Raw genomic sequence first — 26,825 nt, 5'->3', positions numbered from 1 at the left:
TTGACCCCCCTGGGGGGGGCGCGTATGTATGCCCGCCGTAGAGGGGTAAGAAGTGGGAAGGAGTGGTGGTCCGTCCCGTGTCGGGCTGAAAAGGTGGATCGTCCCGCGTGTTCCGAGGCGTCTATGAGCACCAGATCGACGCGAAGGGGCGCACCAGCCTCCCGGCCAAGCTGCGGGAGACGTTGGTGGGCGCCTACGACGAGCGGCTCATCGTCACCACGGCCCTGGACCCCTGCCTCCACGCCTACCCGGTGCGGGAGTGGGAGGCGTTGGAGACCGCGCTCGCCCGGCGCAACCCCATGGAGCCGGGGGTCAAGACGTTGATGCGGCTGTACGTGGCCAGCGCGCAGGAGTGCCCGCTGGACAAGCTGGGACGGTTGCTGATTCCGCCGTCGCTCAGGGCGTACGCGAAGTTGGAGAAGGACGTGGTGTGGGCGGGGATGGTGAAGGTGATTGAGCTTTGGAGCCAGGAAGGTTGGGCGAAGGCGCAGGAGGACGCGCGCCAGGAAGCCACCTCCCCGGACGTGTTGCGGGTGCTGGGCGAGCTGCGCCAGCCGTAGCCAGGAAGTCGACAGCTTCAGGTTTCGCAAAGAGAAGGGTGGGCAGGCGCATGGACCAGGTGCAGGAGGTTCGTCGGAACAGGGCGGTGGTGGCGGCGTCCGAGCGCGTGGAGACGCTGATGCTGGAGGGCGAGCTGGAGGAGGCGGACCTGCTCAAGCTGTGCGAGGACCTGATGCACCGGCTGCACCGGGGCACCCGTCAGGTCGTCCTGGACTTCGCGGACGTGTCGCACCTGAACTACCGCGGCGTGCGCCCGCTGATGGCCCGCACGGACGCGTTCCGCCGCGCCGGTGGGGACGTGAAGCTGTCCGGGCTGTCGCCGTACCTGGCCGCCATCTTCCGCGCGGCCGGCGCCCACGACGCCTTCGAGCTGTACCCGCACATGAACGATGCCCGGGCCGCCTTCCAGCTCGCGCGCGCTCCCTTCGTCTGACCCGCACCCCAAGGCCCCCTCCCGTGGACTTCCAGCACCAGACCGTCCTGCTCCACGAGACGGTGGAGCTGCTGAACCCGGCGGAGGGCAAGGTCATCCTCGACGGCACGCTCGGCGGCGGCGGCCACACCCAGGCGCTGCTCGCCCGGGGCGCGACGGTGGTGGGCGTGGACCGGGATCCGGTGGCGCTCGCCGCGGCCACCGCCCGCATGGGCGGCAACGCCCGCTTCCAGGTCCGGCAGGGCAACTTCGCGGACCTGCCCCGCGTGGCGCACGACCTCCTGCCCGTGGACGGCGTGCTGGTGGACCTGGGCGTGTCCTCGCCCCAGTTGGACGTGGCCGAGCGCGGCTTCTCCTTCATGAAGGACGGCCCGCTGGACATGCGCATGGGCGACAGCGGCATCACCGCCGCGGAGCTCATCGCCGAAACGGACGAGCGCGACCTGGCGAAGCTGCTCAAGGACTACGGGGAAGAGCCCTTCGCGCGGCCCATCGCGCGGGAGCTGAAGAAGGCGCTGCCCCAGCGCACGCTGGAGGCCGCGGAGGTGGTGAAGCGCGCCGTGCCCCGCAAGGCGTGGCCGGACCGCATCCATGTGGCCACCCGCACCTTCCAGGCGCTGCGCATGGCGGTGAACGGGGAGCTGGAGGCGCTGGACGCGCTGCTCGCCGCGCTGCCCTCGCTCCTCAAGGTGGGGGGCCGCGCCGCGGTCATCTCCTTCCACTCCCTGGAGGACCGGAAGGTGAAGGAAGCCTTCCGCGCCCTGGTGGGCGGGTGCACCTGTCCGCCGGGCTTCCCGGTGTGCGTGTGCAACAGCCAGGGTGACTTCGCCCTCGTGTCCAAGAAGGCCGTCGCGGCTTCCGAAGCGGAAGTCGAGGCCAACCCCCGCTCTCGCAGCGCGCACCTGCGCGCGGTGGAGAAAATCCGATGAGCAAGGCCCTCTCGCGTCCCTCCGTGTCCGTGGCCGGCGTGCTGATGCACCTGTTGCCCGCCGTCATGCTCTTCACCCTGTTCGCTGGCGTGGGCATCCTCCACGTCACGAGCCGCGTGCTCGTGGTGGACATGGGCTACCGCCTGTCCAACGCGGAGGGCGAGAGCCGCTCGCTCACCCGGGAGAATGACCGGCTCAAGCTGGAGCTGGCCACGCTCAAGGCGCCGGCCCGGCTGGAGCGCGTGGCCCGTGAGCAGCTGGGCATGGCCATGCCCAAGGGCGGCGCGGTGGTGTCCATCGCCGACGAGCACGTGAAGGGCTCCAGCACCGCGCAGGCCCGTTCGGCGGCCCCGGCCGTCCGCGTGGCGGAGCGGGGGAGCGGGCGGTGAGGGACCTCAAGAGCGCGCGGATTCCGGAGTCGAACACGAAGGGGCTCAGGCTGCGGGTCCAGCTCCTGTTCGGGCTGTTCCTCGCGCTCTTGGGCACGGCGTTCGGCCGCGCGGTCTACCTCCAGGTCTTCCAGCAGGAGAAGCTGCGCGGCCTGGCGCAGGACCAGTACGTCCGGCAGATCGACATCCCGGCCCGGCGCGGTGACATCTACGACCGTCGCGGCACGCCGCTCGCGCAGAGCGTGGAGGTGGACTCCATCTGGGTGGACCCGTCCATGCTCCCCGACGTGCCGCAGGCGGCCCGTCAGCTCGCCCGCGCCGTGCACATGGACAGCCGCGACCTGGTCGCGCGCCTGTCCCGCGCCAAGCGCTTCGCGTGGGTGAAGCGCCAGGCGAAGCCCCAGGAGGTGGAGGCGGTGAAGGCGCTGGGCCTGCCGGGCCTGGGCTTCACCAAGGAGCCCAAGCGCTTCTATCCCCAGCGCGAGCTGGGCGCGCACATCGTGGGCATGGTGGGCACCGACGGGCACGACCTGGAGGGCCTGGAGCTGGCCTTCGAGGACGAGCTGTCCGGGCAGAACTCGCGCACCTCCGGCTTCCGGGACGCCAAGGGCCGCAAGCTGATGGTCCAGGGCGCCATGGATCCGCTGGAGCGCCAGGGCGCCACCGTGACGCTCACGCTGGACCGCCACCTCCAGTACGTGGCGGAGAAGGCGCTGGCCAAGGCCGTGGAGGACGCCAAGGCGACGGCGGGCATGGCGGTGGTGCTGGACCCTCGCACCGGGGAGATCCTGGCGCTGGCCAACAACCCGCGCTTCAACCCCAACACGCCGGAAGACGGCGTGAAGAACGCCATCCGCAACCGCGCCGCGCTGGACGCCTTCGAGCCCGGCTCCACGATGAAGGCCTTCGTGGTGGCCGCCGCGCTCGAGCAGAAGGCCATCACCCCGGACCAGCTGTTCTTCTGTGAGAACGGCGCCATGCGCATCGGCCGGCACACCATCCGGGACACCCACCCGCACGGCTGGCTCAACGCGCAGGGCATCCTCCAGGTGTCCTCCAACATCTGCGCAGCGAAGGTCGCCGAGGCCCTGGGCCGCGAGAAGTTCGTCGCCGCCTACCACGCCTTCGGCTTCGCGGAGCGCACCGGCCTGGCGCTCACCGGCGAGAGCCGCGGCGTCATCCCGTTTCCGAAATCGGACATCTCCCTGGCCACCCAATCCTTCGGCCAGGGCATGACCTCCACCGCCGTCCAGCTGACGGCGGCCTACGGCGCGCTGGCCAATGACGGCGTGCTGATGCGCCCGTACCTGGTCTCCAAGGTGGTGGACCCGGACGGCGTGGTGCTGCTGGAGAACCAGCCCACGGAGCTTCGCCGGGTCGTTTCCCAGAGGGTGGCGCGCCAGGTCGTGGGCATGCTCGAGAGCGTGGTGGTCAAGGGAGGGACCGCGCCCAAGGCCGCCATGGACGACTACCGCGTGGCCGGAAAGACGGGCACGGCGCAGAAGGCGGACCCCGTGGCACGGGGGTATTCCGACAAACGCATCGCGTCGTTCGCGGGCATGGTGCCAGCCGAGGCCCCGCGCGCCGTGATTCTCGTGGTGGTGGACGAACCCAAGACAGACGTATACGGGGGGAACGTGGCTGCCCCTGCCTTCAAGGAAATCGCTACCGCCGCCATGGCCCACCTGGCCGTGCCTCCGTCCCGGACGGTGGCACCCGCCGAGGTGGCCGCGGCCGCCGCGCCCGTGGTGCCCCCTCCGGCACCGAAGGCGCTGGCGAAGGCCGTGCCCGTCCGGGCCGGCCTGGAGGATGCGGTGACCGAGACCCCGGAGCCCGGCACGGTGCGTGTGCCGGACGTCCAGGGACAGGCGGGACGCGAGGCCGTGGTGAAGCTGCTCGCCGCGGCGTTGGAGCCACAGCTGCAAGGAAGTGGACGAGTCGTATCTCAGACCCCCCCCGCCGGTGCGCTGGTGGAGAAGGGGGCCCGGGTGACGCTGGAACTGGCGACGCGGCAATGAGGCCGTGTCCTTTCCAGGCCCCGCAAGCAATGCGTGTGAAGGGGAAGAGATGAAGCTGACGGATGTCCTCGCAGGGTGTGGAGCCGAGCAGACCTCGGGCGGCCGTTCCGCGGTCGACGTCACGGGAGTGACGCAGGATTCGCGGCGCGTGAAGCCGGGGGATCTCTTCATCGCCGTGCCGGGCCTGAAGGAAGACGGGGCCCAGTTCATCGGTGAGGCCGTGTCGCGCGGCGCTGTCGCCGTCGTGTCGGAGAAGCAGGGGCAGTCCTCGCAGGTGCCGTTCTTCAAGGTGAGCAGCGCGCGCAAGGCGCTGGCCCTCATCGCGGCCAACTTCCACGGCCGTCCCGCGGACAAGCTGACGCTCCTGGGCGTCACCGGCACCAACGGGAAGACGACCACCACGTACCTGCTGGAGGCCATCCTCGCGACCGCCGCCATGTACACCGGCTCTCCGGCGCCGGGCGTCATCGGCACGCTGGGCTACAAGTTCGGTGGCAAGACGACGGAGCTGGCCAACACCACGCCGGACCCGCTGGAGCTGCACCGCATCTTCCGCGAGATGGTGGACGCGGGCGTGGAGACGGTGGTGATGGAGGTCTCCAGCCACGCGCTCGCGCAGGAGCGCGTGCACGGGCTCACCTTCAAGGCCGCGGGCTTCAGCAACCTGTCGCGCGACCACCTGGACTACCACAAGGACCTGGAGGAGTACTTCCAGGTGAAGCGCAAGCTCTTCCTGGAGAACCTGGGCGCCTCCGGCACCGCCGTGGTGAATGGCGACGACACCTTCGCCAGCCGCATCTACACGGAGCTGCGCAACCAGAAGCGCATGGCGTGGAAGTTCAGCCGCACGGGCGCGGGTGAAATCTCCGCCGCGGACGCCAGCTACTCGCTCAAGGGCATCGAGGCCACCCTGAAGACGCCCGCGGGCGACATCAAGGTGAAGAGCAAGCTGCTGGGGCCCCACAACCTGGAGAACATCATGCTCGCCGCCGGCATCGCGCTGGGCGCGGGCATCAGCCGCTCGGACGTGAAGAGCGGCATCGAGCTCGTCACGGGCGTGGCCGGCCGCATGGACCGCGCGGAGAACCACCGCGGCGGCCCGGCTCCGGCGGTGCTGGTGGACTACGCGCACACGGATGACGCGCTCAAGCGCTCCATTGAAGCGGCGCGCGCGCTGGCCAAGGGCCGCGTCATCGTCGTCTTCGGCTGCGGCGGCGACCGCGACAAGGGCAAGCGCCCGCTGATGGGCACGGTGGCCGCGGAAGGCGCGGACCTGGTGATGGTGACCAGCGACAACCCGCGCACGGAGGACCCGGAGGCCATCATCTCCGAGGTCACGCCGGGCCTGGAGAAGGGCGGCCTGCGCCGCATCTCCGAGGGCAAGGCGAAGAACGGGGAGAAGGGCTACCTGGTGGACGCGGACCGCCGCGCCGCCATCGAGCAGGTCATCAACCTGGCCAAGGACGACGACGTCGTCCTCATCGCCGGCAAGGGCCACGAGACCTACCAGACGGTGGGCACCGAGAAGCTCAAGTTCGACGACCGCGAGGTCGCCGCGCGCGCGCTGGCCAACCGCATCCCGAGCTGAACCTCCTCAAGGCCACACCCCCCCTCCATGGCCGCTCGATTCTCCGATGACGAGGTGGTGCAGGCGACGGGTGCGACCCGGCGCGGGGAGCCCGTGGAAGCGGGCTTCCCCGCGGTCTGCACCGACACGCGGTCGCTCACCCCCGGGTGCCTCTTCGTGGCGCTGCAGGGCGAGCGCTTCGACGCCCACGACTTCGTGGACGGTGCCCAGCGCCAGGGAGCGGCCGGGGCGGTGGTGAAGCGGGGGAGGGCGCTGCCGGCCCTGCCCCCGGGCTTCGCCCTGTACGAGGTGGAGGACACCCTGGCCGCGCTCGGCGGCCTGGGCGCGCTGCACCGCCGCCGCTTCCGCATCCCGGTGGCGGCAGTGGGGGGCTCCAACGGGAAGACGACCACCAAGGAGATGGTGGGCGCCATCCTGGCCACGCGGGGCCCCGCGCTGAAGACGGAGGGCAACTTCAACAACGAGGTGGGCGTACCGCTCACGCTCTTCCGGCTGGAGCCGTCCCACGTGGCGGCCGTCATCGAAGTGGGGATGAACCAGCCGGGCGAAATCGAAAGGCTCACCCGCAAGGTGCAGCCGGACGCCGGGGTCATCACCGTCGTCCAGCCGGAGCACCTGGAGGGGCTGGGCAGCCTGGAGGGCGTGGCGGAGGCGGAAGGCGAGATGTTCCGCGAGCTGCTGCCCCAGGCCACCGCGGTCATCAACCTCGACGACGCGCTCATCGTGCGCCAGGCCGCGCGCAGCGGCGCGAAGCAGCTGACGTTCGGCCGGGCGGAAGGGGCGGACGTGCGCCTCACCGCGGTCCACACGCTGGGCCGCGACGGCATGGTGGCCACCGTGCGCTACCAGGGGAAGGACTGGCCGGTGCGCCTGCACTTCGTGGGGCCGCACAACGCGCAGAACGCGACGGCGGCGTTCGCGACGGCGCTGGCCCTGGGCTACTCCCCCGAGGAGTGCGTGAAGGGCCTGGAGTCCGCGCGGCCGTACGCGCGCCGGCTCAACATCGTGGATGGCAAGAACGGCATCACGGTGGTAGACGACTGCTACAACGCCAACCCGGCCTCCATGGAGGCCGCGCTCGTCACGCTGGGCACGCTGGTGCCCGAAGGTGGCCGGGCGGTGGCGGTGCTGGGCGACATGCTGGAGTTGGGCGCGGGCGAGGCGGAGGAGCATGCCCGGCTGGGTGAGCTCGTCGCGCGGCACGCGAAGCTGGTCGCGTTCTTCGGCCCCCGGTCCTCGGGCGGTCTGGGCAGCGCGGACATGGGAGATTCCGCCGCCCATTTCACCGAAGTGGAGCCATTGGTGGCGTGGTTGACGCCCCGGCTCTCGCCCGGTGACGTGGTGCTGGTGAAGGCCAGTCGCGGCATGCGATTGGAGCGCGTGGTGGCGGCCCTGACGGGCGCGGCCCCCCCCGGAGGGAGTCACTAGTGCTGTACCTTCTGTACGAGCTCATCCAGAACACCGAGGCCGGGCGCGTCCTCAACTTCCTGCGCTACCCGACCTTCCGCATCATCGCCGCGGGCGTCTTCGCCCTGCTCCTGGGGATGCTCATCGGCCCGCGCCTCATCGCGCGGCTGCGCCTGAAGCAGCACGGGCAGAGCAACGTGCGCGAGGACACCCCGGACAGCCACCAGAAGAAGAAGGGCACGCCCACCATGGGTGGCGCGCTCATCCTCATCTGCATCGCGGCGGGCACGCTCCTGTTCGCGGACCTGAAGTCCCGCGGCGTCTGGGTGATGATCCTCCTCACCTTCGGCTACGGCTTCATCGGCTTCCTGGACGACTGGCTCAAGCTGTCCAAGCGCAACTCCAAGGGCCTGGCCGGGCGCAAGAAGATGGCGCTCCAGACGCTCTTCTTCCTCGTCGCCATCTTCGGCCTGATGTGCACGTGGACGAAGCCGGACGGCTCCTTCGGGCCCCAGCTGCTCATCGACACGCGGCTGACGCTGCCGTTCGTGCCGTCCCATTGGTTCAACCCGGACCTGGGCTGGTTCTACGTCGTGTTCGCGTGGATCGTCATCGTGGGCACGTCCAACGCGGTGAACCTCACGGACGGCCTGGACGGCCTGGCCATCGTCCCCACCATCGTGTCGGCGGTGACCTTCTGCGTGCTCTGCTACGTGGCGGGCACCACGCTGCACATCGCGGACACGGAGACGGTGAACGGTGTCACGCGCCTCACGGCCACGCCGCTGTACCGCTACCTGGGCATCCTCCAGGTGCCGGGCGGCGCGGAGCTGGCCGTCTTCTGCGCGAGCATCGTGGGCGCGGGCATCTCCTTCCTCTGGTTCAACACCTACCCGGCGTCCGTCTTCATGGGCGACATCGGCTCGCTGGCCCTGGGCGGCGCGCTGGGCGGGCTGGCCGTGTTCTCCAAGAACGAGGTCGTCTCCGCCATCATCCACGGCATCTTCTTCGCGGAGGCGCTCTCCGTGATGATCCAGGTGGCGTCCTTCAAGATGACGGGCAAGCGCGTCTTCAAGATGGCGCCCGTGCACCATCACTTCGAGCTCAAGGGACTGGCCGAGCCGAAGATCATCGTGCGTTTCTGGATTGTCGCCATCCTCTGTGGTGGCGTGGCCCTGCTGTCCCTGAAACTGCGCTAGTCGCTTTGCCCCATCGAGGTCGGCCCGCCCCATGAATTCCTCGCTGTCCGGTCGGAATGTCGCGGTGTTCGGGCTGGCCAAGAGCGGCGTCGCGGCGCTGCGGCTTTTGGTCCAGCACGGCGCGAAGGTGACGGCGCTGGACGCGCGCTCCGAGGACGCGCTCGGTGACGTCGCGAAGGAGCTGCACGCGAAGGGCGTGACGCTCGTCACCGGCGCCACGCCCCCGGGACTGCTCACCCGCCAGGACCTGGTGGTGGTGAGCCCAGGCGTGCCCCTGTCCCTGCCGGAGCTGGAGGCCGCGCGTACTTCCGGCGTCCCCGTCTGGGGCGAGATCGAGCTCGCGGGCCGCTTCCTCACGGGCACGCGCTTCCTGGGCATCACCGGCACCAACGGCAAGAGCACCACCACGGCGCTCACCGGCGAGCTGTACGCGAAGGCGGGCCTGCGCACCTTCGTGGGCGGCAACCTGGGGCGCCCGCTGGCCGAGGCCGCCATGTCCCCCGGGGACTGGGACGCGCTGGTGGTGGAGCTGTCCAGCTTCCAGCTGGAGGGCATCCACCAGCTCAAGCCCACGGGCGCGGCCATCCTCAACCTCACGCCGGACCACCTGGACCGCTACGCCAACCACGCCGACTACGGCTCGGCCAAGGCGCGCATCTTCATGAACCAGGACGCCGGCAGCGACTTCGCCGTGGTGAACGCGGACGACGCGGCGGTGATGGGGCTGGCCACCTCCGCGCGCGCTCCCGTGTACGGCTTCTCCATGACGGGCCGCCCGGTGGTGGACGCGCCGAAGCTGGCGGGGCTGGCCATCGCCCGGCCCGGCGGCTTCGAGCTGGAGTTCGCGGGCGAGTCCTACACGCTCACCAACCGCTCGCTCCGGGGCGCGCACAACGCGCAGAACGCGATGGCGGCGGCGCTGCTGGCGCGGCTGGGCGGCGTGGAGAAGGACGCAGTGCAGGCGGACCTGGACAGCTACCCGGGCCTGGCGCACCGGCTGGAGAGCGTGCGCGTGCTGGACGGCGTGGAGTGGGTGAACGACTCCAAGGCCACCAACGTGGACTCCGTGCTGGTGGCGCTCAAGGCGTTCGCCGGTGACGTGTGGCTCATCGCGGGCGGCAAGGGCAAGGGCGCGCCGTACGCGCCCATGGTGGAGGCGGGGCAGGGCAAGGTGAAGGGCGTGCTCACCATTGGCCAGGACGCGGACGCGCTGGCGCGGGCGTACGCGAACGACGCGCCGGTGCACGCGTGCGGAAATCTGGCCCAGGCGGTGGCGAAGGCGCGCGAGGTGGCGAGGGCGGGGGACACGGTCCTCCTGTCCCCGGCGTGCGCGTCGTACGATCAGTTCAAGAACTTCGAGGACCGGGGCGACACGTTCAAGCGCCTCGTCGGGGCGCTCTGACCGTGATGAAGACCTCTCCTCCGGCCGCCCCCGTGCGGTTCGATCCGATTCTGTTGTGCGCGGTGCTGGCGCTCGTGGCGCTGGGCCTGGTGATGACGTACTCGGCCAGCGCCGTGCTCGCGCAGGACAAGCTGGGCGACAGCCTCTACTTCCTCAAGCGCCAGCTGTCCGCCGCGGGCCTGGGGCTCGTGGCCATGGCGGTGGCCATGAAGCTGGGGTGGCGCAAGCTGGCGCGGCTGGCGTACCCGCTCTTGCTCGTCGCCATCGTGCTGCTCATCGCCGTGGCCATCCCCGGCATCGGCACCACGGCGGGCGGCGCGCGGCGGTGGATCCGCCTGCCGGGCTTCAGCCTCCAGCCGGCCGAAATCGCCAAGTTCGCGTGGCTCGTCTACCTGTCCTATTCGCTGGCGAAGAAGCGGGAGAAGGTGGCCACGTTCTCCATCGGCTTCCTGCCGCACCTGGCCCTGTGCGGCATCCTGGTGCTCCTGTGCATGCTCCAGCCGGACTTCGGCAGCAGCGTGCTGCTGGTGTTCATGCTCTTCGTGCTGCTGTTCGCGGCGGGCACGAAGCTGTCGTACCTGGTGGGTTCCGTGCTGCTCGCGCTGCCGCTGGCCTTCGTCGCCATCGCGACCAGCCCCTACCGCATGAAGCGCATCCTCGCGTTCCTGGACCCGTGGGCCCACCGGCACGACGTGGGCTACCAGGTGGCGGAGTCGCTGATGTCCATCGGCTCGGGAGGCATCACCGGCCTGGGGCTGGGGGACGGCCGGCAGAAGCTGTTCTTCCTGCCGGAGGCGCACACGGACTTCATCTTCTCCATCCTCGGTGAGGAGCTGGGCCTCATCGGCGTGGGGCTCCTGGTGTTGCTGTACGCCATCGTCCTGTGGCGCGGCATCCGCGCGGCCCTGGCGGCGGGGGAGACCTTCGGCACGTACCTGGGCCTGGGCATCAGCTCCATCATCGCGTTCCAGGCCACGGTGAACATGTGCGTGGCCATGGGCCTCTTGCCCACGAAGGGCCTGACGCTGCCGTTCGTGTCGTACGGTGGCACGTCGCTGGTGGTGCTGATGGGCTCGGCGGGCGTGCTCCTGTCGCTCAGCGCGAACACGCAGGGCGCGACGCGGCCGGTGCGCACGGGCACCACGGACCTGCGGGAGGTGACGGCGTGAAGGTGCTCATCGCGGGCGGCGGCACCGGCGGCCATCTGTTCCCAGGCATCGCGCTGGCGGAGGAGGTCGTCACCCGCCACCCCGCCAACGAAGTGGTGTTCGTGGGCACGGAGAAGGGCCTGGAGGCGCGCGTGGTGCCCAAGGAGGGCTACCCGCTGGAGCTGGTGAAGGTGCAGGGGCTCAAGGGCAAGGGCCTGCTCGGGCTCCTCAAGGGCCTCATCGCGCTGCCCATGGCGTTCCTCGCGTCGTTCCGCATCCTGTCGCGCCAGAAGCCGGACGTGGTGGTGGGCGTGGGCGGCTACGCGAGCGGGCCGGTGGTGCTGGCCGCGTGGATGATGGGCATCCCCACCGCCATCCAGGAGCAGAACGCGCTGCCGGGCCTCACCAACAAGGTGCTGGGCCGCATCGTGAAGGTCGTCTTCACCGCCTTCGAGGAAGCGCGCGCGTTCTTCCCCGAAGCCAAGGTGCAGATGATTGGCAACCCCATCCGCAAGAAGCTGATGGACAACTACCTGCGCAGCAGCTCCGCGCACGAGAAGTTCTCCGTCCTCATCTTCGGCGGCAGCCTGGGCGCGCGCGGCCTCAACAACCGCGTGCTGGAGGCGCTGGACTCGCTGGGCGACCTGAAGGAGCAGATCTCCATCGTCCACCAGACGGGGAAGCTGGACCTGGAGAACGTGAAGAAGGGCTACGCGGACAAGGGCTTCGCGGACGTGGCCCAGGTGGTGGAGTTCATCGACGACATGTCCTCCGCCTACGCGAAGGCGGACCTGGTCATCTGCCGCGCGGGCGCGACGTCGCTGGCGGAGCTGACGGTGTGCAAGAAGGCCAGCATCCTGGTGCCCTTCCCGCACGCCACGGACAACCACCAGGAGGTCAACGCCCGCGCGCTGGTGGACGCGGGCGCGGCCCTCATGTTCCGCGAGTCGGAGCTCACCGGGCAGAAGCTGGCGCAAGAGCTGCGCGGCCTGATGACGGACCCGGCGAAGCTCAAGCAGATGGCGAAGAAGGCGGGCATCCTGGGCCGCCCCGCCGCCGCGAAGGAGCTGGCGGACGTGTGCGTGGACCTGACCACCCAGGCCTGGGGCCCGGGCGGACGCGACCGCGGACAGAAGGACGTGAAGAAGGCACCCGGGAGCAAGGCATGAGCAGCAAGACCGTCAGCAACAAGCCCGGCAGCCTCTTCAAGACGCGTCACGCGGCGCACGTGCACTTCGTGGGCGTGGGCGGCATCGGCATGAGCGGCATCGCGGAGGTGCTGCTCAACCTGGGCTACCGCGTGTCCGGCTCCGACCTGCGCGAGAGCGACATCACCCGCCGCCTGGCCAAGCTGGGCGCCACGCTCTACGAGGGCCACAAGGCGTCCAACCTGGTGCACGCGGACGTGGTGGTCATCTCCTCCGCGGTGCGCAAGGACAACCCGGAGGTGGTGACGGCGCGCCAGCGCAAGATTCCCGTCATCCCTCGCGCGGAGATGCTCGCGGAGCTGATGCGCCTGAAGTACGCGGTCGCCGTCGCCGGCAGCCACGGCAAGACGACCACGACGTCCATGGTGGCCACGGTGCTGTCCGCGGCGGACCTGGACCCCACGGCGGTGGTGGGCGGCAAGGTGAACGTGCTCGACTCCAACGCCAAGCTGGGCAAGAGCGAGCTGATGGTGGTGGAGGCGGACGAGTCCGACGGCAGCTTCCTCAAGCTGCACCCGTCCATCGCGGTCGTCACCAACATCGACCCGGAGCACATGGACCACTACGGCGACCTGGAGACGCTCCAGTCCGCCTTCGTGGAGTTCTGCAACCGCGTCCCCTTCTACGGCCTCAACGTGCTGTGCCTGGACAACCCCAACGTCCAGGCGCTGCTGCCGCGCATCGAGAAGCGCTTCGTCACCTACGGCAGCTCGCACATGGCGGACTACCGGCTGGAGGGCATCGCGCTGGACGGCTTCACCACCACCTTCCGCGCCTTCCGCCGCGACGAGGACCTGGGCGAGTTCCGCGTGCGCATGGTGGGCGCGCACAACGCCTTCAACGCGCTGGCGGTGGTGGCCATCGCGGAGGAGATGGACATCCCGCTGGAGACGGTGCGCTCCGCGCTGGCGGAGTTCGGCGGCGTGCAGCGCCGCTTTACCGTGCGCGGCGAGGTGGGCGGCATCACCGTGGTGGACGACTACGGGCACCACCCCACGGAGGTCATGGCCACGCTGTCCGGCGCGCGCCGCGCCTTCGGCCGCCGGGTGGTGGCCGCCTTCCAGCCGCACCGCTACACGCGCACGCACGACCTGATGAAGGAGTTCGCCACCGCGTTCAACGACGCGGACGTGCTCTTCGTCACCAGCGTCTACGCGGCGGGCGAGGAGCCCATTCCGGGCGCCACCGGCGACGCGCTGGCGGAGGCCATCCGCGCGCACGGCCACCGCGACGTGACGTTCGTGGAGAAACGCGCGGACGTGGCGAAGGCGCTCCACGAGCGCGTGCGCGAAGGCGACCTGGTGCTGACCCTGGGCGCGGGCGACATCACCCAGGTGGGCCCGGATTTGCTGAACCTGATGGGCGCGGCGAAGGGCGGGTAGGGGATGCAGCCGGGCGAGGTGACACCGCTGGCGGCGCGCGTGGCGCGGCTGCCGGGCCTGGACGTCAAGCCGGGCGAGCCCCTGGCGCCGCTCATCAGCGTGCGCGTGGGCGGACCGGCGGAGGCGCTGGTGCGTCCGCGCTCGCCGGACGCGCTGGTGGACCTGCTGCGCCTGGCCCGCGACGAGGGCATCCCGGTGACGGTGCTGGGCGGCGGGGCCAACACGCTGGTGGGCGACGGCGGCGTGCCGGGGCTCACCGTGAAGCTGCCCCCGGATTTGTTCCCGGAGGCGCTGGACGTGGGCCCGGACGACGGCCGGGTGACGCTGGGCACGGGCGCGGCCATTGCCCGGCTCGTCAACGTGATGCGCGCGCAGGGCCTGGTGGGCGCGGAGTTCCTCGCGGGCATTCCCGGCACCCTGGGCGGCGCGGTCACCATGAACGCCGGCACCAAGAACGGCGAGTGCTTCCGCGTGGTGGAGGCCATCGAGGTCGCCACCGCGGACGGAGTGGGGTGGCTGACGAAAGCGCAGGTGCCTCACACCTACCGTCACGCCACGCTGCCCGCCGGAGGTATCGTCACCCGCGTGCGCTTCCATCTTCCCAAGGGCGATGTCGTGGCCAGCAAGGCGGCCATGGACGCGGACCTGGGCTACCGCAAGCGCACGCAGCCCTTGAGTCAGCCCAACTTCGGCAGCGTGTTCACCAACCCGCCGGGCGACCACGCCGGGCGGCTCATTGAACTCGTGGGCCTGAAGGGGCACACCCTGGGGCGCGCGCAGGTGTCCACCCTGCACGCGAACTGGATCGTCAACCTGGGCGGCGCGGCCGCTCGCGACGTGCGGGGCCTCATCACCCTGATGCAAGAGCGGGTGAAGGAAGCCTCCGGCGTCGTCATGCACCCCGAAGTCAAATTCGTCGGAGTCTTCCTGCCATGACCACTGGTCCCCGAGGCTTCACCCCCGCTGAGTTGAAGGCCAAGCGCGTCGGCGTGCTGTATGGCGGCCTCTCCAGCGAGCGCGAGGTCTCCCTGCGCACGGGCGCCGCGGTGTCGGGTGCCCTCAAGGGGCTGGGCTACGACGTGGTGGAAATCGACGTGGGCAAGGACCTGCCCGCGCGCCTCATCGCGGAGAAGGTGGACGTAGCGTGGCTCGCGCTGCACGGCCGCTTCGGCGAGGACGGCTGCATCCAGGGCCTCCTGGAGGCCATGTTCATCCCCTACACCGGCAGCGGCGTGATGGCGTCCGCCGTGGGCATGGACAAGGTGTACGCGAAGGAGATCTTCGTCGCGCGCGGCATCCCCACGCCCCCCTACCGCGCCTTCACCACGGCGGAGGCGGCGCTCGCGGAGGCGGACCGGCTGCCGTTCCCCTTCCCGGTGGTGGTGAAGCCCAGCCGCGAGGGCAGCAGCGTGGGCGTCCACATCTGCAAGACGCGCGAGGAGTACACCGCCGCCGTCCAGGACGCGGCGAAGTACGCGGGCACGCTCCTGGTGGAGCAGTTCATCAAGGGCCGGGAAGTGCAGGGCGGCGTGCTGGACAACGAGGCCCTGGGCGTCATCGAAGTGAAGGCTGCCCGCGAGTTCTACGACTACGAAGCCAAGTACAAGGCCGGCAGCGGTACTCAGTATCTCTTCCCCGCGCCGCTGCCCCCGGACCTGTACGCGCGCGTCAACGAGGTCTCCCTGGGTGCCCACAAGGCGCTGGGGTGTTCCGGCGGCTCGCGCTCGGACGTCATCGTCACGGAGAGTGGCGACGTGTTCCTGCTGGAAATCAACACGCTGCCCGGAATGACGGCCTCCAGCCTCCTGCCCAAAATCGCGGCGGGGCGGGGCATCGACTTCCCGGCCCTCTGTGAGCGGCTGCTCCAGGGCGCTTCACTCAAGGCCTGAGCCGCTGCGCGTTCTTTCCTGGAGTTCCGGCCTCTTGTGAGGCCGGCGTGTCCCCCCGTGCCGCTACAGCGACGTGCCTGTAGCCAAAAACTGGCGTGGTTCGACGTCCGCACGCAGCATGCGCCTCCCTAGTCATGGCCTTCGGAAAATCCAAGAACCGCCGCCGCCTGGACGCCGCACCGCGCAATGACGCGGTGAAGGGCGCGGTCCGTTCGCACGGGCCGTCGGTGGCGAAGGCGCTGGGGCTGGCGGTGGCGACGGCGGGGCTCATCTGGGGCGGCATCGAGCTGCGCGCCTGGGCGGTGGTGTCGCCGCGCTTCGCGCTGGAGTCGGTGAACTTCTCCGGCCTGGAGCGCGCGTCGCGCCCGGAGCTGCTGAAGCTGTCCGGCCTCACGGCGGGGCAGAACCTGTGGACGCTGGACCCGGCCGCGCTGGCGCGGGCCATGGGGCAGCACCCCTGGGTGCGCACGGTGGAGGTGACGCGGCGGTTTCCGCGCGGGGTGTCCGTGGAGGTGACGGAGCACGCACCCGCGGCGCTGGCGGTGCTGGGCGACCTCTACGTCCTGGACGAGGAGGGCGAGCCCTTCAAGCGCGTCACCCCGGGGGACGGGCTGGATTTGCCGCTCGTCACCGGCGTGGAGCGCGATGCGTACGTGGCGGACCCGGACGCGGTGCGTTCGAAGTTCCGCGAGGCGCTGGATGTAACCCGTGCTTATGCGCGGCTGTCGCCGGGGCGATCCGACCGGCTGTCCGAGGTGCGCCTGGAGAACACCGGGCTTGCGCTGGTGACGGCGACGGGGCAGGAGGTGCGCCTCGGTGCTGGCGATACGGAAGTCAAGCTCCAGCGGCTGGCGCGCGTTCGACGCGAGCTCAGCACAAGGGGGCTTGCAGCCGCGATCATTCGCCTGGATAACCGTGCCCGACCGGGTTGGGTGGCGGTGAGGCTTTCGAGTGGGTCCGACTCCGTGCGGAGCGGGGACTCGACGCAGTGAGGATGCTTCCTTCACGAAAGTGAGGGAGCCTGGGAGGAGTCATGGCGAAGCAGAAGTCGGGGGAGATCATCGTCGGCCTCGACATCGGCACGACGAAGATCTGCGCCATCGTCGGCGAGCTGACCGATAGCGGTATCGACATCATCGGTATCGGTACGCATCCGTCGAAGGGGTTGCGCAAGGGCGTCGTGGTCAACATCGAGGCCACGGTGTCCTCCATCCGGCGCGCCGTGGAGGAAGCCGAGCTGATGGCTGGGGCGGAGATCTCCCACGTGTACACGGGGATCGCCGGCGGCCACATCAAGGGCTTCAACTCCCAGGGCATCGTCGCGGTGAAGGACAAGGAGGTCCGCGACGCGGACATCGCGCGCGTCATCGACGCGGCGAAGGCGGTGGCCATCCCGCTGGACCGGGAGGTCATCCACGTCCTGCCGCAGGAGTTCATCATCGACGACCAGGGCGGCATCAAGGAGCCCCTGGGCATGGCCGGCGTGCGCCTGGAGGCCAAGGTGCACATCGTCACGGGCGCCGTCTCCAGCGCGCAGAACATCGTCAAGTGCGCCAACCGCACGGGCCTGAACGTCTCCGACATCGTGCTCCAGCCGCTGGCCTCCGCCGAGGCGGTGCTCAGCGAGGACGAGAAGGAACTGGGCGTGTGCCTCGTCGACATCGGCGGCGGCACCACGGACATCGCCATCTTCTCCGGCGGCTCCATCGTCCACACGGCCGTCATCGCCCTGGGCGGCAACAACCTGACGAGCGACATCGCCATCGGCCTGCGCACCCCCGCGCACGAGGCCGAGCGCATCAAGCAGAAGTACGGCTGCGCGCTCGCGTCCATGATCAACAAGGACGAGACGATTGAAGTGCCCAGCGTGGGCGGCCGTCAGCCGCGCGTCCTGGGCCGGCAGATCCTCTCGGAGATCCTGGAGCCGCGCGTGGAGGAGATCTTCCAGCTCGTCCACCGCGAGATCCAGAAGTGCGGCTACGAGGACCTGCTCGCGTCCGGCATCGTCATCACGGGCGGCTCCACGCTGCTCGCGGGCATGCCGGAGCTGGCGGAAGAGGTGCTGGGCCTGCCGGTGCGCCGGGGCATGCCGCGCGGCATTGGCGGCCTGGTGGACGTGGTGAAGAGCCCCATGTACGCCACGGGCGTGGGCCTGGTGGTCTACGGCGCCAAGCACATGGACCGCCGCATGTTCCGCATCCGCGAGGACGGCAACGTCTACAAGAAGGTGAAGGGCCGGATGCGCGAGTGGCTGGAAGAGATCTTCTAGGCCGGTTTCCGGCGCCCGTAACGCGCTGAGCCAAGGGGCCCCTTCGGGGGCCCTTTCGCGTTTCTGGAGGCGCGTGTCCGGAGACTGGATTGACGTGTCAGAGGGGGACGCTGACGCGTCTGTCTGGAACGCGGAGTGTTTTCCAGATTCCGGAATCCGGATCCGTCTTTCGGACTCTCGCCCTAGGCACGGGCGGCCAGCCGTGCAACTTCCAGGATTTGGACGGATCGGGAATTCGACAGAGGATGGCTTCCGGCTTGCTTAGGGGAGCCCCCGTGGCTCCCGGACCGGATTCCTCCGTGTTCCCGGTGAGCCTCTGAACCTATGACTCCACAAAAGACTTCGCGGTTGCTGACGCCCCTCACGGGACTTCGCCGCTCGGCCGCGGGCCTGTTGGCCCTGCTGTGTGCCGTGCTGTTGGCGTCGCCCGCGTACGCGGAACCCGACACCTTCGGCCTGGGCAACGGCCACAATGGCGCGCTGACGGTCAACACGGCCGGCACGGTCGTCAACACGTACACGCGACTGACGGCGACCGCGCCCGCGGGCCAGACGTTCGTGAACGTCACGGACACGACGGGCTTCGCCGCGGGCGACCTGGTGATGGTGTTCCAGCACACCGGCTTGTCGGGTGTGACCATTCCCACCACGGCGTTCCTCGATCTTACGTCGGCCCAAGTAGGGCGCTGGCAGTTCGCGCGAGTGCTTACGCTGACGGCCACTCGCCTGACTTTCACCGCGGGAACCACGCTGACCAGAGACTTCACGGTGGGAACGACGGCAAACCTGTCAGCGCAGGTCATCCGCGTGCCCGAATACTCATCCGTCACCATCAACAATGGTGCGAGTGTCATTGCCAAGCCCTGGGATGGTCAGACAGGCGGGCTCCTCGTGTTCCTGTCCCAGGGGGCGGTGAACAACGCCGGAGCCATTTCCGCCAATGGGGCGGGCTTTCGCGGCGGCCTCTACCGCAATGGCAACGGAGATGGGTGCACTCGGCACAATGAACCCTATCCAGGTGGAACGTCCAAGGGTGAGGGCGTCGTCCCCGCGAACTTCAGCATCGCGGGCTTCCCGCCTGCGAACACAACGGGTTACGGGAATGTCGCGAACGCGGGTGGCGGTGGCATCTGTCACAACTCGGGCGGTGGCGGCGGCGGTGCCGCAGGGGCGGGTGGACGCGGCGGCCGGACCTGGAGCGGCGACGACAATGGAGCGGCCGCATCGCGCGACGTGGGTGGTCTGGGCGGTGTGCAGATGGCTTTCAGTGCCGTCGACCACCTGCTCTTTGGTGGCGGCGGCGGCGCCGGGCATAGCAACGACGGATCCGGTGGTGGCGGTGGAGCGGGCGGCGGAATCGTCTTCATCCGTGCTGCGTCGATTGCAGGGGCGGGAACGATTTCGGCCAATGGCGCGCAGGGCGTCGATACGACGGTTGGCACGAACGCGGAAGGCGACCTTGTCAATGGCAATGACGCGGCAGGCGGCGGTGGCGCGGGTGGTCTGTTGTACCTGCGCGTCTCGGGGAACCTGTCGTGTGGCACCGGTTCGGTGTCGGCGAACGGTGGCCGAGGTGGCGTCGCCAACTTCAACGAGCACGGCCCTGGCGGTGGCGGTGGCGGCGGACGCATCTTGTTCCAGAGCGGCTCTGGAGCCTGCACCGCGACTGTCTCCAGGGGTGAAGCGGGGACGCAGCTCCTGGGCGCTTCTTCGTTCGGGCCCACCTACGGTGCGATTCCGGGCAACCCCGGCGTCATTACGATCTTGCCGGGGCCGTTCGTTCCGACAAATCCGAATGCCCCCATCGTTACGACTCCGCCCAATGGTTCCACCACGGGCAACAGACCGACGTACACGGGAACCACGCCGGGCGGCGGCAACCAGCTTGTCGTCGTCATCGTGGATGGTGTCGAAATCGGCCGGACCACGTCCGATGCGGCGGGCAACTGGAGCTTCCCGCAGCCCACTGCGCTGACGAACGCGAGCCATGCCGTGTACGCGTACACGGAGCTTCAAGGGGTTGCGAGTTCCAAGAGCAACACCAATACCTTCACCGTCAACGCCACGCCCCCGGACACGACCATCACTAGCGGCCCGGGCACGGGCTCGGGGTCGACAACGACGAGCACCACCGCAACCTTCACCTTCACTGCCACGAAGGCGGACGCCACCTTCCAGTGTGATCTGGGCAGCGGCACGTTCACTGCGTGCCCTACGCCCCAGACGTACTCGAACCTGAGCCCGGGCACGTACACGCTGCAGGTTCGCGCGGTAGATAGCGCTGGCAATGTGGATCCCACGCCGGCCACCTACACCTGGACGGTGGTGTCGAACACTCCGACGGTGGCCATCACCGCGCCGGCCAACGGCTCCACGGTGACGAACCCGAACGTGACGGTGACCGGTACGGCCGCGAACGCGACCAGCGTGACCGTGACCTTCCAGGGCACCAACTACCCGGCCACGCTGACCGGCAATAGCTGGACGGTGGCCCTGCCGGGTCCGCTCGCCAACGGCACGTATAGCGTCACGGCGGTGTCCTCGAACGGCACGACCAACAGCACCACGGCGACCTCCACGTTCACGGTGGCAGGTCCCACGGTGGCGATTACCACGCCGGCCAACGGCTCCACGGTGACGAACCCGAACGTGACGGTGACCGGTACCGCGGGCAACGCCACCAGCGTGACCGTGACGTTCCAGGGCACGAACTACCCGGCCACCCTGAGCGGCGGCAGCTGGACCGTGGCGCTGCCCGGCCCGCTGGCCAACGGCACGTACACGGTGAACGCGGTGTCCTCGAACGGCACCTCCAACAGCACGGTGGCCTCCTCCACCTTCACGGTGGCGGGCCCGACGGTGGCCATCACCACGCCGGCCAACGGCTCCACGACCAGCAACCCGAACGTGACGGTGACGGGCACGGCCGCCAACGCGACCAACGTGACTGTCTCCTTCCAGGGCACGAACTATCCCGCCACCGTGAGCGGTGGCTCGTGGTCCGTGGCGCTGCCGGGCCCGCTGGCCAACGGCACGTACACCGTGACCGCGGTGTCCACGAACGGTACGACCAACAGCACGCAGGCCTCCTCCACCTTCACGGTGTCGGTGGCGGCGCCCACGGTGGCCATCACCACGCCGGCCAATGGCTCGACGGTGGCGAACCCCAACGTGACGGTGTCGGGTACCTCCACGAACGCGACCACGGTGACGGTCACCTTCCAAGGCACGAACTACGGCCCCATCACGGTGAACGGCGCGGGCAACTGGAGCCAGGCGCTGCCGGGTCCGCTCGCCAACGGCACGTACACCGTGACCGCGGTGTCCACGAACGCTCAGGGCACGAACAGCACCCAGGCGTCCTCCACCTTCACGGTGGCGCTGCCGACGGTGGCCATCACCACGCCGGCCAACGGCTCCACGGTGACGAATCCGAACGTGACGGTGACGGGTACGGCCGCGAACGCGACCAGCGTGACCGTGACCTTCCAGGGCACCAACTACGGCCCCATCACGGTGTCGGGCGGCAACTGGAGCCAGACGCTGCCGGGCCCGCTGGCCAACGGCACGTACACCGTCACGGCGGTGTCCACGGACGGCACGAACAACAGCACCCAGGCTTCGTCCACCTTCACGGTGGCCGTGGCGGCGCCGACCGTGGCCATCAGCACCCCGGCCAACGGCTCCACGGTGACCAACCCGAATGTGACGGTGACGGGCACGGCCGCGAACGCGACCAGCGTGACGGTCACGTTCAATGGCACGAACTACCCCGCCACCCTGACCGGCGGTAACTGGACCGTGGCGCTGCCCGGTCCGCTGGCGGACGGCACGTACACGGTGACCGCCGTGTCCACGAACGCCCAGGGCACCAACAGCGCGACCGCGACCTCCACCTTCACGGTGGACCAGACGCCTCCGACGGTGGCCATCAGCACCCCGGCGGACGGCTCCACCATCAACACCCCGAACGTGACGGTGACGGGCACGTCCGTGGGCGCCTCGTTCGTGACGCTCGAGTTCGACGGCGCGAGCTACGGCCCCGTCACCGTGAATGGTGACGGCACCTGGAGCTACGCGCTGCCCGGCCCCCTGGCCGAGGACACGTACACCGTGACCGCGACGGCCACGGATGAGGCGGGCAACACCAGCACGCCGGACAGCTCCACCTTCACGGTGGACCTGACCGCGCCGACGGTGGCCATCAGCTCGCCGGCCGACGGTTCCGTCATTGGCACCAGCACGGTGACCGTCACCGGTACGGCCACGGGCGCGACGTCCGTGACGCTGACCTACGACGGCACGGACTACGGCCCCATCCCCGTGGATGGCTCGGGCAACTGGAGCTACCCGCTGCCCTTGGCCGTTCCTCCGGGCTCCCACACCTTGGTTGCGGTGTCCACGGATGCGGCGGGCAACACCAGCACGCCCGCGACCTCCACCTTCACGGTGGACCTGACCGTCCCCACGGTCGCCATCACCACGCCGGCCAACAACACCTCGGTGAACACCGCCACGGTGACCGTCACCGGCACGACGACCAACGCGACCTCCGTGACGCTCACCTTCGATGGCGCCAGCTACGGCCCCATCACCGTGAATGGTGACGGCACCTGGAGCTACGCGCTGCCCGGCCCCCTGGCCGAGGACACGTACACCGTGACCGCGGTGTCCACGAACGGCGCGGGCACCAACAGCGCGACCGCGACCTCCACCTTCACGGTGGACCTGACCGCGCCGACCGTCGCCATCAGCACCCCGGCGGACGGCTCGACGGTGAACACCCCCAACGTGACGGTGACCGGCACGTCCACGGGCGCGACGTCCGTGACGCTGAACTACGGTGGCACCAACTACGGCCCCATCCCCGTGGATGGCGCTGGCAACTGGAGCTACCCGCTGCCGGTGACCCTGCCGGAAGGCTCCATCACCGTGACCGCCACGGCCACGGACGCGGCGGGCAATGTGAGCACGCCGGACGACATCACCTTCACGGTGGACCTGACGGATCCGGAGGTCGAAATCACCGCGCCGGTGGACGGCTCGACCGTGGCCTCCGGCACGGTGACCGTCACCGGCACCTCCGTGGGTGCCACCTCCGTGACGCTCACCTTCGAGGGCAATGACTACGGCCCCATCGCCGTGGATGCCTCTGGCAACTGGAGCCAGGCGCTGCCCGGTCCGCTGACGGATGGCACGTACACCGTGACCGCGGTGGCCACGGACGCGGCCGGCAACGAGAGCACGCCCGACTCTTCCACCTTCACGGTGGACGTGACCGGCCCGACGGTGGCCATCACCACGCCGGCCAACGGCTCCACGGTGGGCGCCAACGTCACGGTCACCGGTACGACCGCGGGCGGTGCGACGAGCGTGACCGTGTCCTTCCAGGGCACGAACTACGGCCCCATCCCCGTGGATGCTTCCGGCAACTGGAGCCAGGCGCTGCCCGGCCCGCTGGCCAACGGCACCTTCACGGTGACTGCGGTGGCGGTGGACGCGGTGGGCAACACCAGCAACACCGCGACCTCCACCTTCACGGTGAACACGGCCGCCCCGACGGTGGCCATCACCGCGCCGGCCAACGGCTCCACGGTGGTGGTCCCCAACGTGACGGTGACGGGCACGTCCGCGAACGCCACGTCCGTGACGGTGACGTTCCAGGGCACGAGCTACGGCCCCATCGCGGTGAACGCCTCCGGCAACTGGAGCCAGGCGCTGCCCGGCCCGCTGGCGGACGGCACGTACACCGTCACCGCGGTGTCCACGAACGGCGCGGGCACCAACAGCACGACCGCGACCACCACCTTCATCATCGACCTGGGAAATCCGGTGGACACGGACGGCGACGGCCTGACGGACGACGAGGAGGTCACCCAGGGCACCGACCCGAACAACCCGGACACCGACGGTGACGGCATCCCCGACGGCATCGAGGTCAAGGTGGGCGGCACGGATCCGCTCGACGACGACTCGGATGACGACGGCATCACCGACGGCAACGAGGACAAGGACCACGACGGCGTCGTCGACGCCGACGAGACCGACCCGAAGAGCATCGACACGGACGGCGACGGCCTGACCGACGGCGTGGAGCTGGGCCTCACCGAGCCCCAGGGCGACGACACCGACTCGGAGAAGTTCGTGGCGGACAAGGACCCGTCGACGACGACCAACCCGCTGGACGACGACTCGGATGACGACGGTCTCACCGACGGCAACGAGGACGCCAACCACGACGGCAAGGTGGACCCGACCGAGACCGACCCGAACAAGATCGACACGGATGGTGACGGCCTGACGGACGGCCTGGAGCTGGGCCTCACGCAGCCCCAGGGCACGGACACCGACCCGACGAAGTTCGTCGCGGATCAGGACCCCGACACCAAGACGAACCCGCTCGACCCCGACACCGACAAGGGCGGCGTGCTCGACGGCATCGAGGACCGCAACCACAACGGTCGCGTGGATGTGCAGGAGTCCGACCCGCTCAACCCGGCGGACGATCAGGACGCGGACGGTGACGGCATCGACAACGCCACGGAGCTGGAGAAGGGGACGGATCCGTTCGACTCCGACTCCGACGACGACGGCGTGCCGGACGGCATCGACGGACTGACCGACACGGACGGCGACGGCACCATCGACGCGCTCGACCCGGACAGCGACAACGACGGCATCAACGACGGCACGGAGATGGGTGTCACGGTGGAGACCGCTCCCCCGGGCACCGACACGTCGTCCCCGAACTTCAAGCCGGACGCGGACCCGTCGACGAAGACGGACCCGAAGAACCCGGACACGGACGGCGACGGCCTGAAGGACGGCGAGGAGGACCGCAACCACGACGGCCGCCGTGACGCCACGGAGACGGATCCGAACATGAAGGACACCGACCAGGGCGGCATCGACGACGGCACGGAGGTGAAGGGCGGCTCCGATCCGCTCGACGCCAACGATGACTTCCTGGTGGTGGGCCACGGCTGCAGCACGGGCGGCTCCGGTTCGCTGGCGCCCTTCGCGCTGATGCTGCTGGCGCTGCCCCTGGTGGGCCGCCGCTTCCGCCGCGCCGGGGACCTCCTGGCGCGCGCGGGTGGGGCGCTGGCGGTGTTCGTCACGGCCCTGTTCGCGGGCGGCACCGCCCACGCGCAGGCCACCGCCGTGTCGCAGGCCATCGACGTGCAGCAGTACAAGCCGGGCCCGGGCGTCGCGGATGTGCTCGCGGTGCACGGCGCGAAGGTGCAGCGGCACCTGGGGTGGAACGTGGGGCTGTCGGTCAACTACGCCGACAAGCCGCTCAACTTCTTCGACCCCCGCTCGGACACGTACGTCACCTCCCTGGTGAAGAGCCAGGTGGGCTTCGACCTGATGGGCGCCGTCGGCCTCTTCGACCGGTTCGAAATCGGCGTGGTGCTGCCCATCACCCTCCAGGGCTCGGAGAACTCGCCGGCCGTGGACTCCTCCTTCGCCAACGGGGTGAGCGGGGGCGGCATCGGCGACCTGCGCCTCATCCCGAAGGCGCGGCTGCTGGACGGTGATGACTACGGCGTGTCCGTGGTGCTGCCCATCTCGCTGCCCACGGGGGGGGCGTCGGACTTCCTCGGCGGGTCCGGCGTGTCCGTCAACCCGCGCGTGGTGGCGGAGTACGGCAAGCGCTTCCGCATCCTCGCCAACGTGGGCGTGGACATCCGCAAGTCGGAGCAGCTGCGCAACCTGAACGTCGGCAGCGCGCTGGCGTACGGGGTGGGCGCGGAGGTTCCGCTGGGTGACCTGCCGCTGGCGGCCCAGGCGTCGCTGGTGGGCGCCATGGGCTTCAAGCAGCAGAACGAGGAGGAGCGTCCCCTGGAGCTGCTCGCGGCCCTGAAGTACCGCGCGCCGACCGGTCTGTCCGCGCAGGTGGGCGCGGGCCCGGGCCTCACGCACGGCTACGGCACGCCCACCTTCCGCGTGCTCGCGTCCGTGGCCTACACCGCCCCGGAGCGCGCCGCCGAGCAGCCCCGCCCGGTGTGCCCGGAGGGCCCGGAGGACTTCGACGGCTTCCAGGACCAGGACGGCTGCGCGGACCCGGACAACGACGGCGACGGCATCCTGGACACGGCCGACCAGTGCCCCAACGAGCCGGAGACGGTGAACGGCTTCGAGGACGCCGACGGCTGCCCGGACACGAAGCCCGCGCCGCCTCCGCCGCCGGTCGACTCCGACGGCGACGGCCTGATGGACCCGGACGACAAGTGCCCCAACGCGCCCGAGGACAAGGACGGCTTCCAGGACGAGGACGGCTGCCCGGATCCGGACAACGACAAGGACGGCATCCTGGACACGGCGGACAAGTGCCCGCTGGAGCCGGAGACCATCAACGGCGTGGATGACGAGGACGGCTGCCCGGACAAGGGCAAGGTCAAGGTGCTCGTCGAGGGCGAGCGCATCCTCATCCTGGAGAAGGTCTACTTCGCCACGAACAAGGACGTCATCCTGCCGCGCTCGTTCCCCATCCTGAAGCAGGTGGCCGCGGTGCTGCGCGCCAACCCGCAGGTGGAGCTGCTGCGCGTCGAGGGCCACACGGACAGCCAGGGCAACGACGCCTCCAACCTGGACCTGTCCAAGCGCCGCGCCGCCAGCGTGAAGACGTTCCTCGTCAACGAGGGCATCGCCGCGGAGCGCCTGGAGTCCGAGGGCTTCGGCGAGACGAAGCCCGTGGACACCAACAAGACGGCCGCGGGCCGTGAGAACAACCGCCGCGTGGAGTTCAACATCACGCGGATGGGCAAGGTGGAAGTGGAGAAGCCCGCCCCGTAGCACCCGCGCCAGGCGATGAAACACGGAAGGCCCGGTTCCCCCCGAGGGAGCCGGGCCTTTTCGTCATGCCTGCCCCGTCCTGTCAGGTCACGCGTGCGCGGAAGGTGCGCACAACGGGTCACGGCGAGTCAGCGGACGCGAGTCAAGAGGGTGTTTACATCCGCGCGATGTCCGCATGGCCGCTGATGCCATTCGCGTAAGTGGGCG

The 26,825-nt window shown here is 69.7% G+C and carries 17 protein-coding genes; all 17 read left to right on the top strand.

The genetic code is table 11. The features are described 5' to 3' along the window. The first annotated feature begins 107 nt into the window (after window positions 1–107). The 17 genes from mraZ to agmC all read left to right on the top strand — a co-directional run bounded on the left by mraZ (window position 108) and on the right by agmC (window position 26,618). The gene (mraZ, locus tag ACX114_RS30480; protein ID WP_120548791.1) at window positions 108–560 is read left to right on the top strand and encodes a division/cell wall cluster transcriptional repressor MraZ; all 453 of its coding nucleotides are present in this window, start codon (window positions 108–110) and stop codon (window positions 558–560) included. 50 nt (window positions 561–610) lie between these two features. After that, entirely contained in the window at window positions 611–994 is a 384-nt protein-coding gene (locus tag ACX114_RS30475; RefSeq protein WP_014398892.1) for an STAS domain-containing protein, read from the top strand. Between the two features lie 23 nt (window positions 995–1,017). Next, window positions 1,018–1,923 carry a 16S rRNA (cytosine(1402)-N(4))-methyltransferase RsmH gene (rsmH, locus tag ACX114_RS30470; RefSeq protein WP_459290326.1) on the top strand — a complete coding sequence of 302 codons (906 nt, stop codon included), beginning with the start codon at window positions 1,018–1,020 and terminating at the stop codon, window positions 1,921–1,923. Continuing rightward, on the top strand, window positions 1,920–2,312 hold the full coding sequence (gene ftsL, locus ACX114_RS30465; protein WP_459290324.1) for a cell division protein FtsL: 393 nt from the start codon (window positions 1,920–1,922) through the stop codon (window positions 2,310–2,312). Before rsmH ends, ftsL begins: the two co-directional genes overlap by 4 nt. Then, window positions 2,309–4,330 (top strand): penicillin-binding protein, encoded by a 2,022-nt coding sequence (locus ACX114_RS30460; protein WP_459290322.1) that lies wholly within the window; start codon window positions 2,309–2,311, stop codon window positions 4,328–4,330. Before ftsL ends, ACX114_RS30460 begins: the two co-directional genes overlap by 4 nt. A 49-nt stretch (window positions 4,331–4,379) precedes the next feature. Next, window positions 4,380–5,918, top strand: a complete 1,539-nt coding sequence (locus tag ACX114_RS30455; protein WP_459290320.1) for a UDP-N-acetylmuramoyl-L-alanyl-D-glutamate--2,6-diaminopimelate ligase — start codon at window positions 4,380–4,382, stop codon at window positions 5,916–5,918. 27 nt (window positions 5,919–5,945) lie between these two features. Further along, window positions 5,946–7,346, top strand: a complete 1,401-nt coding sequence (locus ACX114_RS30450; protein ID WP_459290319.1) for a UDP-N-acetylmuramoyl-tripeptide--D-alanyl-D-alanine ligase — start codon at window positions 5,946–5,948, stop codon at window positions 7,344–7,346. After that, on the top strand, window positions 7,346–8,524 hold the full coding sequence (gene mraY, locus ACX114_RS30445; protein ID WP_206790368.1) for a phospho-N-acetylmuramoyl-pentapeptide-transferase: 1,179 nt from the start codon (window positions 7,346–7,348) through the stop codon (window positions 8,522–8,524). The genes ACX114_RS30450 and mraY overlap by 1 nt, the downstream gene beginning before the upstream one ends. A 31-nt stretch (window positions 8,525–8,555) precedes the next feature. Then, on the top strand, window positions 8,556–9,926 hold the full coding sequence (murD, locus tag ACX114_RS30440) for a UDP-N-acetylmuramoyl-L-alanine--D-glutamate ligase (RefSeq protein ID WP_459290316.1): 1,371 nt from the start codon (window positions 8,556–8,558) through the stop codon (window positions 9,924–9,926). Between the two features lie 5 nt (window positions 9,927–9,931). Continuing rightward, window positions 9,932–11,095 carry a putative lipid II flippase FtsW gene (gene ftsW, locus ACX114_RS30435; protein ID WP_459290314.1) on the top strand — a complete coding sequence of 388 codons (1,164 nt, stop codon included), beginning with the start codon at window positions 9,932–9,934 and terminating at the stop codon, window positions 11,093–11,095. Continuing rightward, window positions 11,092–12,243, top strand: a complete 1,152-nt coding sequence (murG, locus tag ACX114_RS30430; protein ID WP_459290312.1) for an undecaprenyldiphospho-muramoylpentapeptide beta-N-acetylglucosaminyltransferase — start codon at window positions 11,092–11,094, stop codon at window positions 12,241–12,243. The genes ftsW and murG overlap by 4 nt, the downstream gene beginning before the upstream one ends. Next, complete coding sequence (gene murC / locus ACX114_RS30425; RefSeq protein WP_459290310.1) at window positions 12,240–13,664, top strand: UDP-N-acetylmuramate--L-alanine ligase; 1,425 nt, start codon at window positions 12,240–12,242, stop codon at window positions 13,662–13,664. The genes murG and murC overlap by 4 nt, the downstream gene beginning before the upstream one ends. A 3-nt stretch (window positions 13,665–13,667) precedes the next feature. Beyond that, complete coding sequence (murB, locus tag ACX114_RS30420; RefSeq protein ID WP_459290308.1) at window positions 13,668–14,600, top strand: UDP-N-acetylmuramate dehydrogenase; 933 nt, start codon at window positions 13,668–13,670, stop codon at window positions 14,598–14,600. Further along, a complete protein-coding gene (locus tag ACX114_RS30415; RefSeq protein ID WP_459290306.1) occupies window positions 14,597–15,553 on the top strand; it encodes a D-alanine--D-alanine ligase in 957 nt (318 codons plus the stop codon). Before murB ends, ACX114_RS30415 begins: the two co-directional genes overlap by 4 nt. Before the next feature lie 134 nt (window positions 15,554–15,687). Beyond that, on the top strand, window positions 15,688–16,545 hold the full coding sequence (locus ACX114_RS30410; RefSeq protein ID WP_459290304.1) for a cell division protein FtsQ/DivIB: 858 nt from the start codon (window positions 15,688–15,690) through the stop codon (window positions 16,543–16,545). A 41-nt stretch (window positions 16,546–16,586) separates the two neighbouring features. After that, a complete protein-coding gene (gene ftsA / locus ACX114_RS30405) occupies window positions 16,587–17,822 on the top strand; it encodes a cell division protein FtsA (protein ID WP_014398878.1) in 1,236 nt (411 codons plus the stop codon). A 348-nt stretch (window positions 17,823–18,170) separates the two neighbouring features. After that, on the top strand, window positions 18,171–26,618 hold the full coding sequence (gene agmC / locus ACX114_RS30400; RefSeq protein ID WP_459290302.1) for an adventurous gliding motility protein AgmC: 8,448 nt from the start codon (window positions 18,171–18,173) through the stop codon (window positions 26,616–26,618). Window positions 26,619–26,825: the final 207 nt, after the last annotated feature.

Source organism: Corallococcus sp. M7, assembly GCF_054512695.1.
The sequence above is the reverse complement of the archived record's forward strand: the minus strand, read 5'-3'. Positions and strand labels throughout refer to the sequence as shown.

Coding starts and splice junctions, on each gene's coding strand:
- ACX114_RS30475 (WP_014398892.1), top strand. CDS start 611: ATGGACCAGGTGCAGGAGGTTCGTCGGAACAGGGCGGTGGTGGCGGCG.
- ftsL (WP_459290324.1), top strand. CDS start 1,920: ATGAGCAAGGCCCTCTCGCGTCCCTCCGTGTCCGTGGCCGGCGTGCTG.
- ACX114_RS30455 (WP_459290320.1), top strand. CDS start 4,380: ATGAAGCTGACGGATGTCCTCGCAGGGTGTGGAGCCGAGCAGACCTCG.
- ACX114_RS30450 (WP_459290319.1), top strand. CDS start 5,946: ATGGCCGCTCGATTCTCCGATGACGAGGTGGTGCAGGCGACGGGTGCG.
- murD (WP_459290316.1), top strand. CDS start 8,556: ATGAATTCCTCGCTGTCCGGTCGGAATGTCGCGGTGTTCGGGCTGGCC.
- ftsW (WP_459290314.1), top strand. CDS start 9,932: ATGAAGACCTCTCCTCCGGCCGCCCCCGTGCGGTTCGATCCGATTCTG.
- murC (WP_459290310.1), top strand. CDS start 12,240: ATGAGCAGCAAGACCGTCAGCAACAAGCCCGGCAGCCTCTTCAAGACG.
- murB (WP_459290308.1), top strand. CDS start 13,668: ATGCAGCCGGGCGAGGTGACACCGCTGGCGGCGCGCGTGGCGCGGCTG.
- ACX114_RS30415 (WP_459290306.1), top strand. CDS start 14,597: ATGACCACTGGTCCCCGAGGCTTCACCCCCGCTGAGTTGAAGGCCAAG.
- ACX114_RS30410 (WP_459290304.1), top strand. CDS start 15,688: ATGGCCTTCGGAAAATCCAAGAACCGCCGCCGCCTGGACGCCGCACCG.
- ftsA (WP_014398878.1), top strand. CDS start 16,587: ATGGCGAAGCAGAAGTCGGGGGAGATCATCGTCGGCCTCGACATCGGC.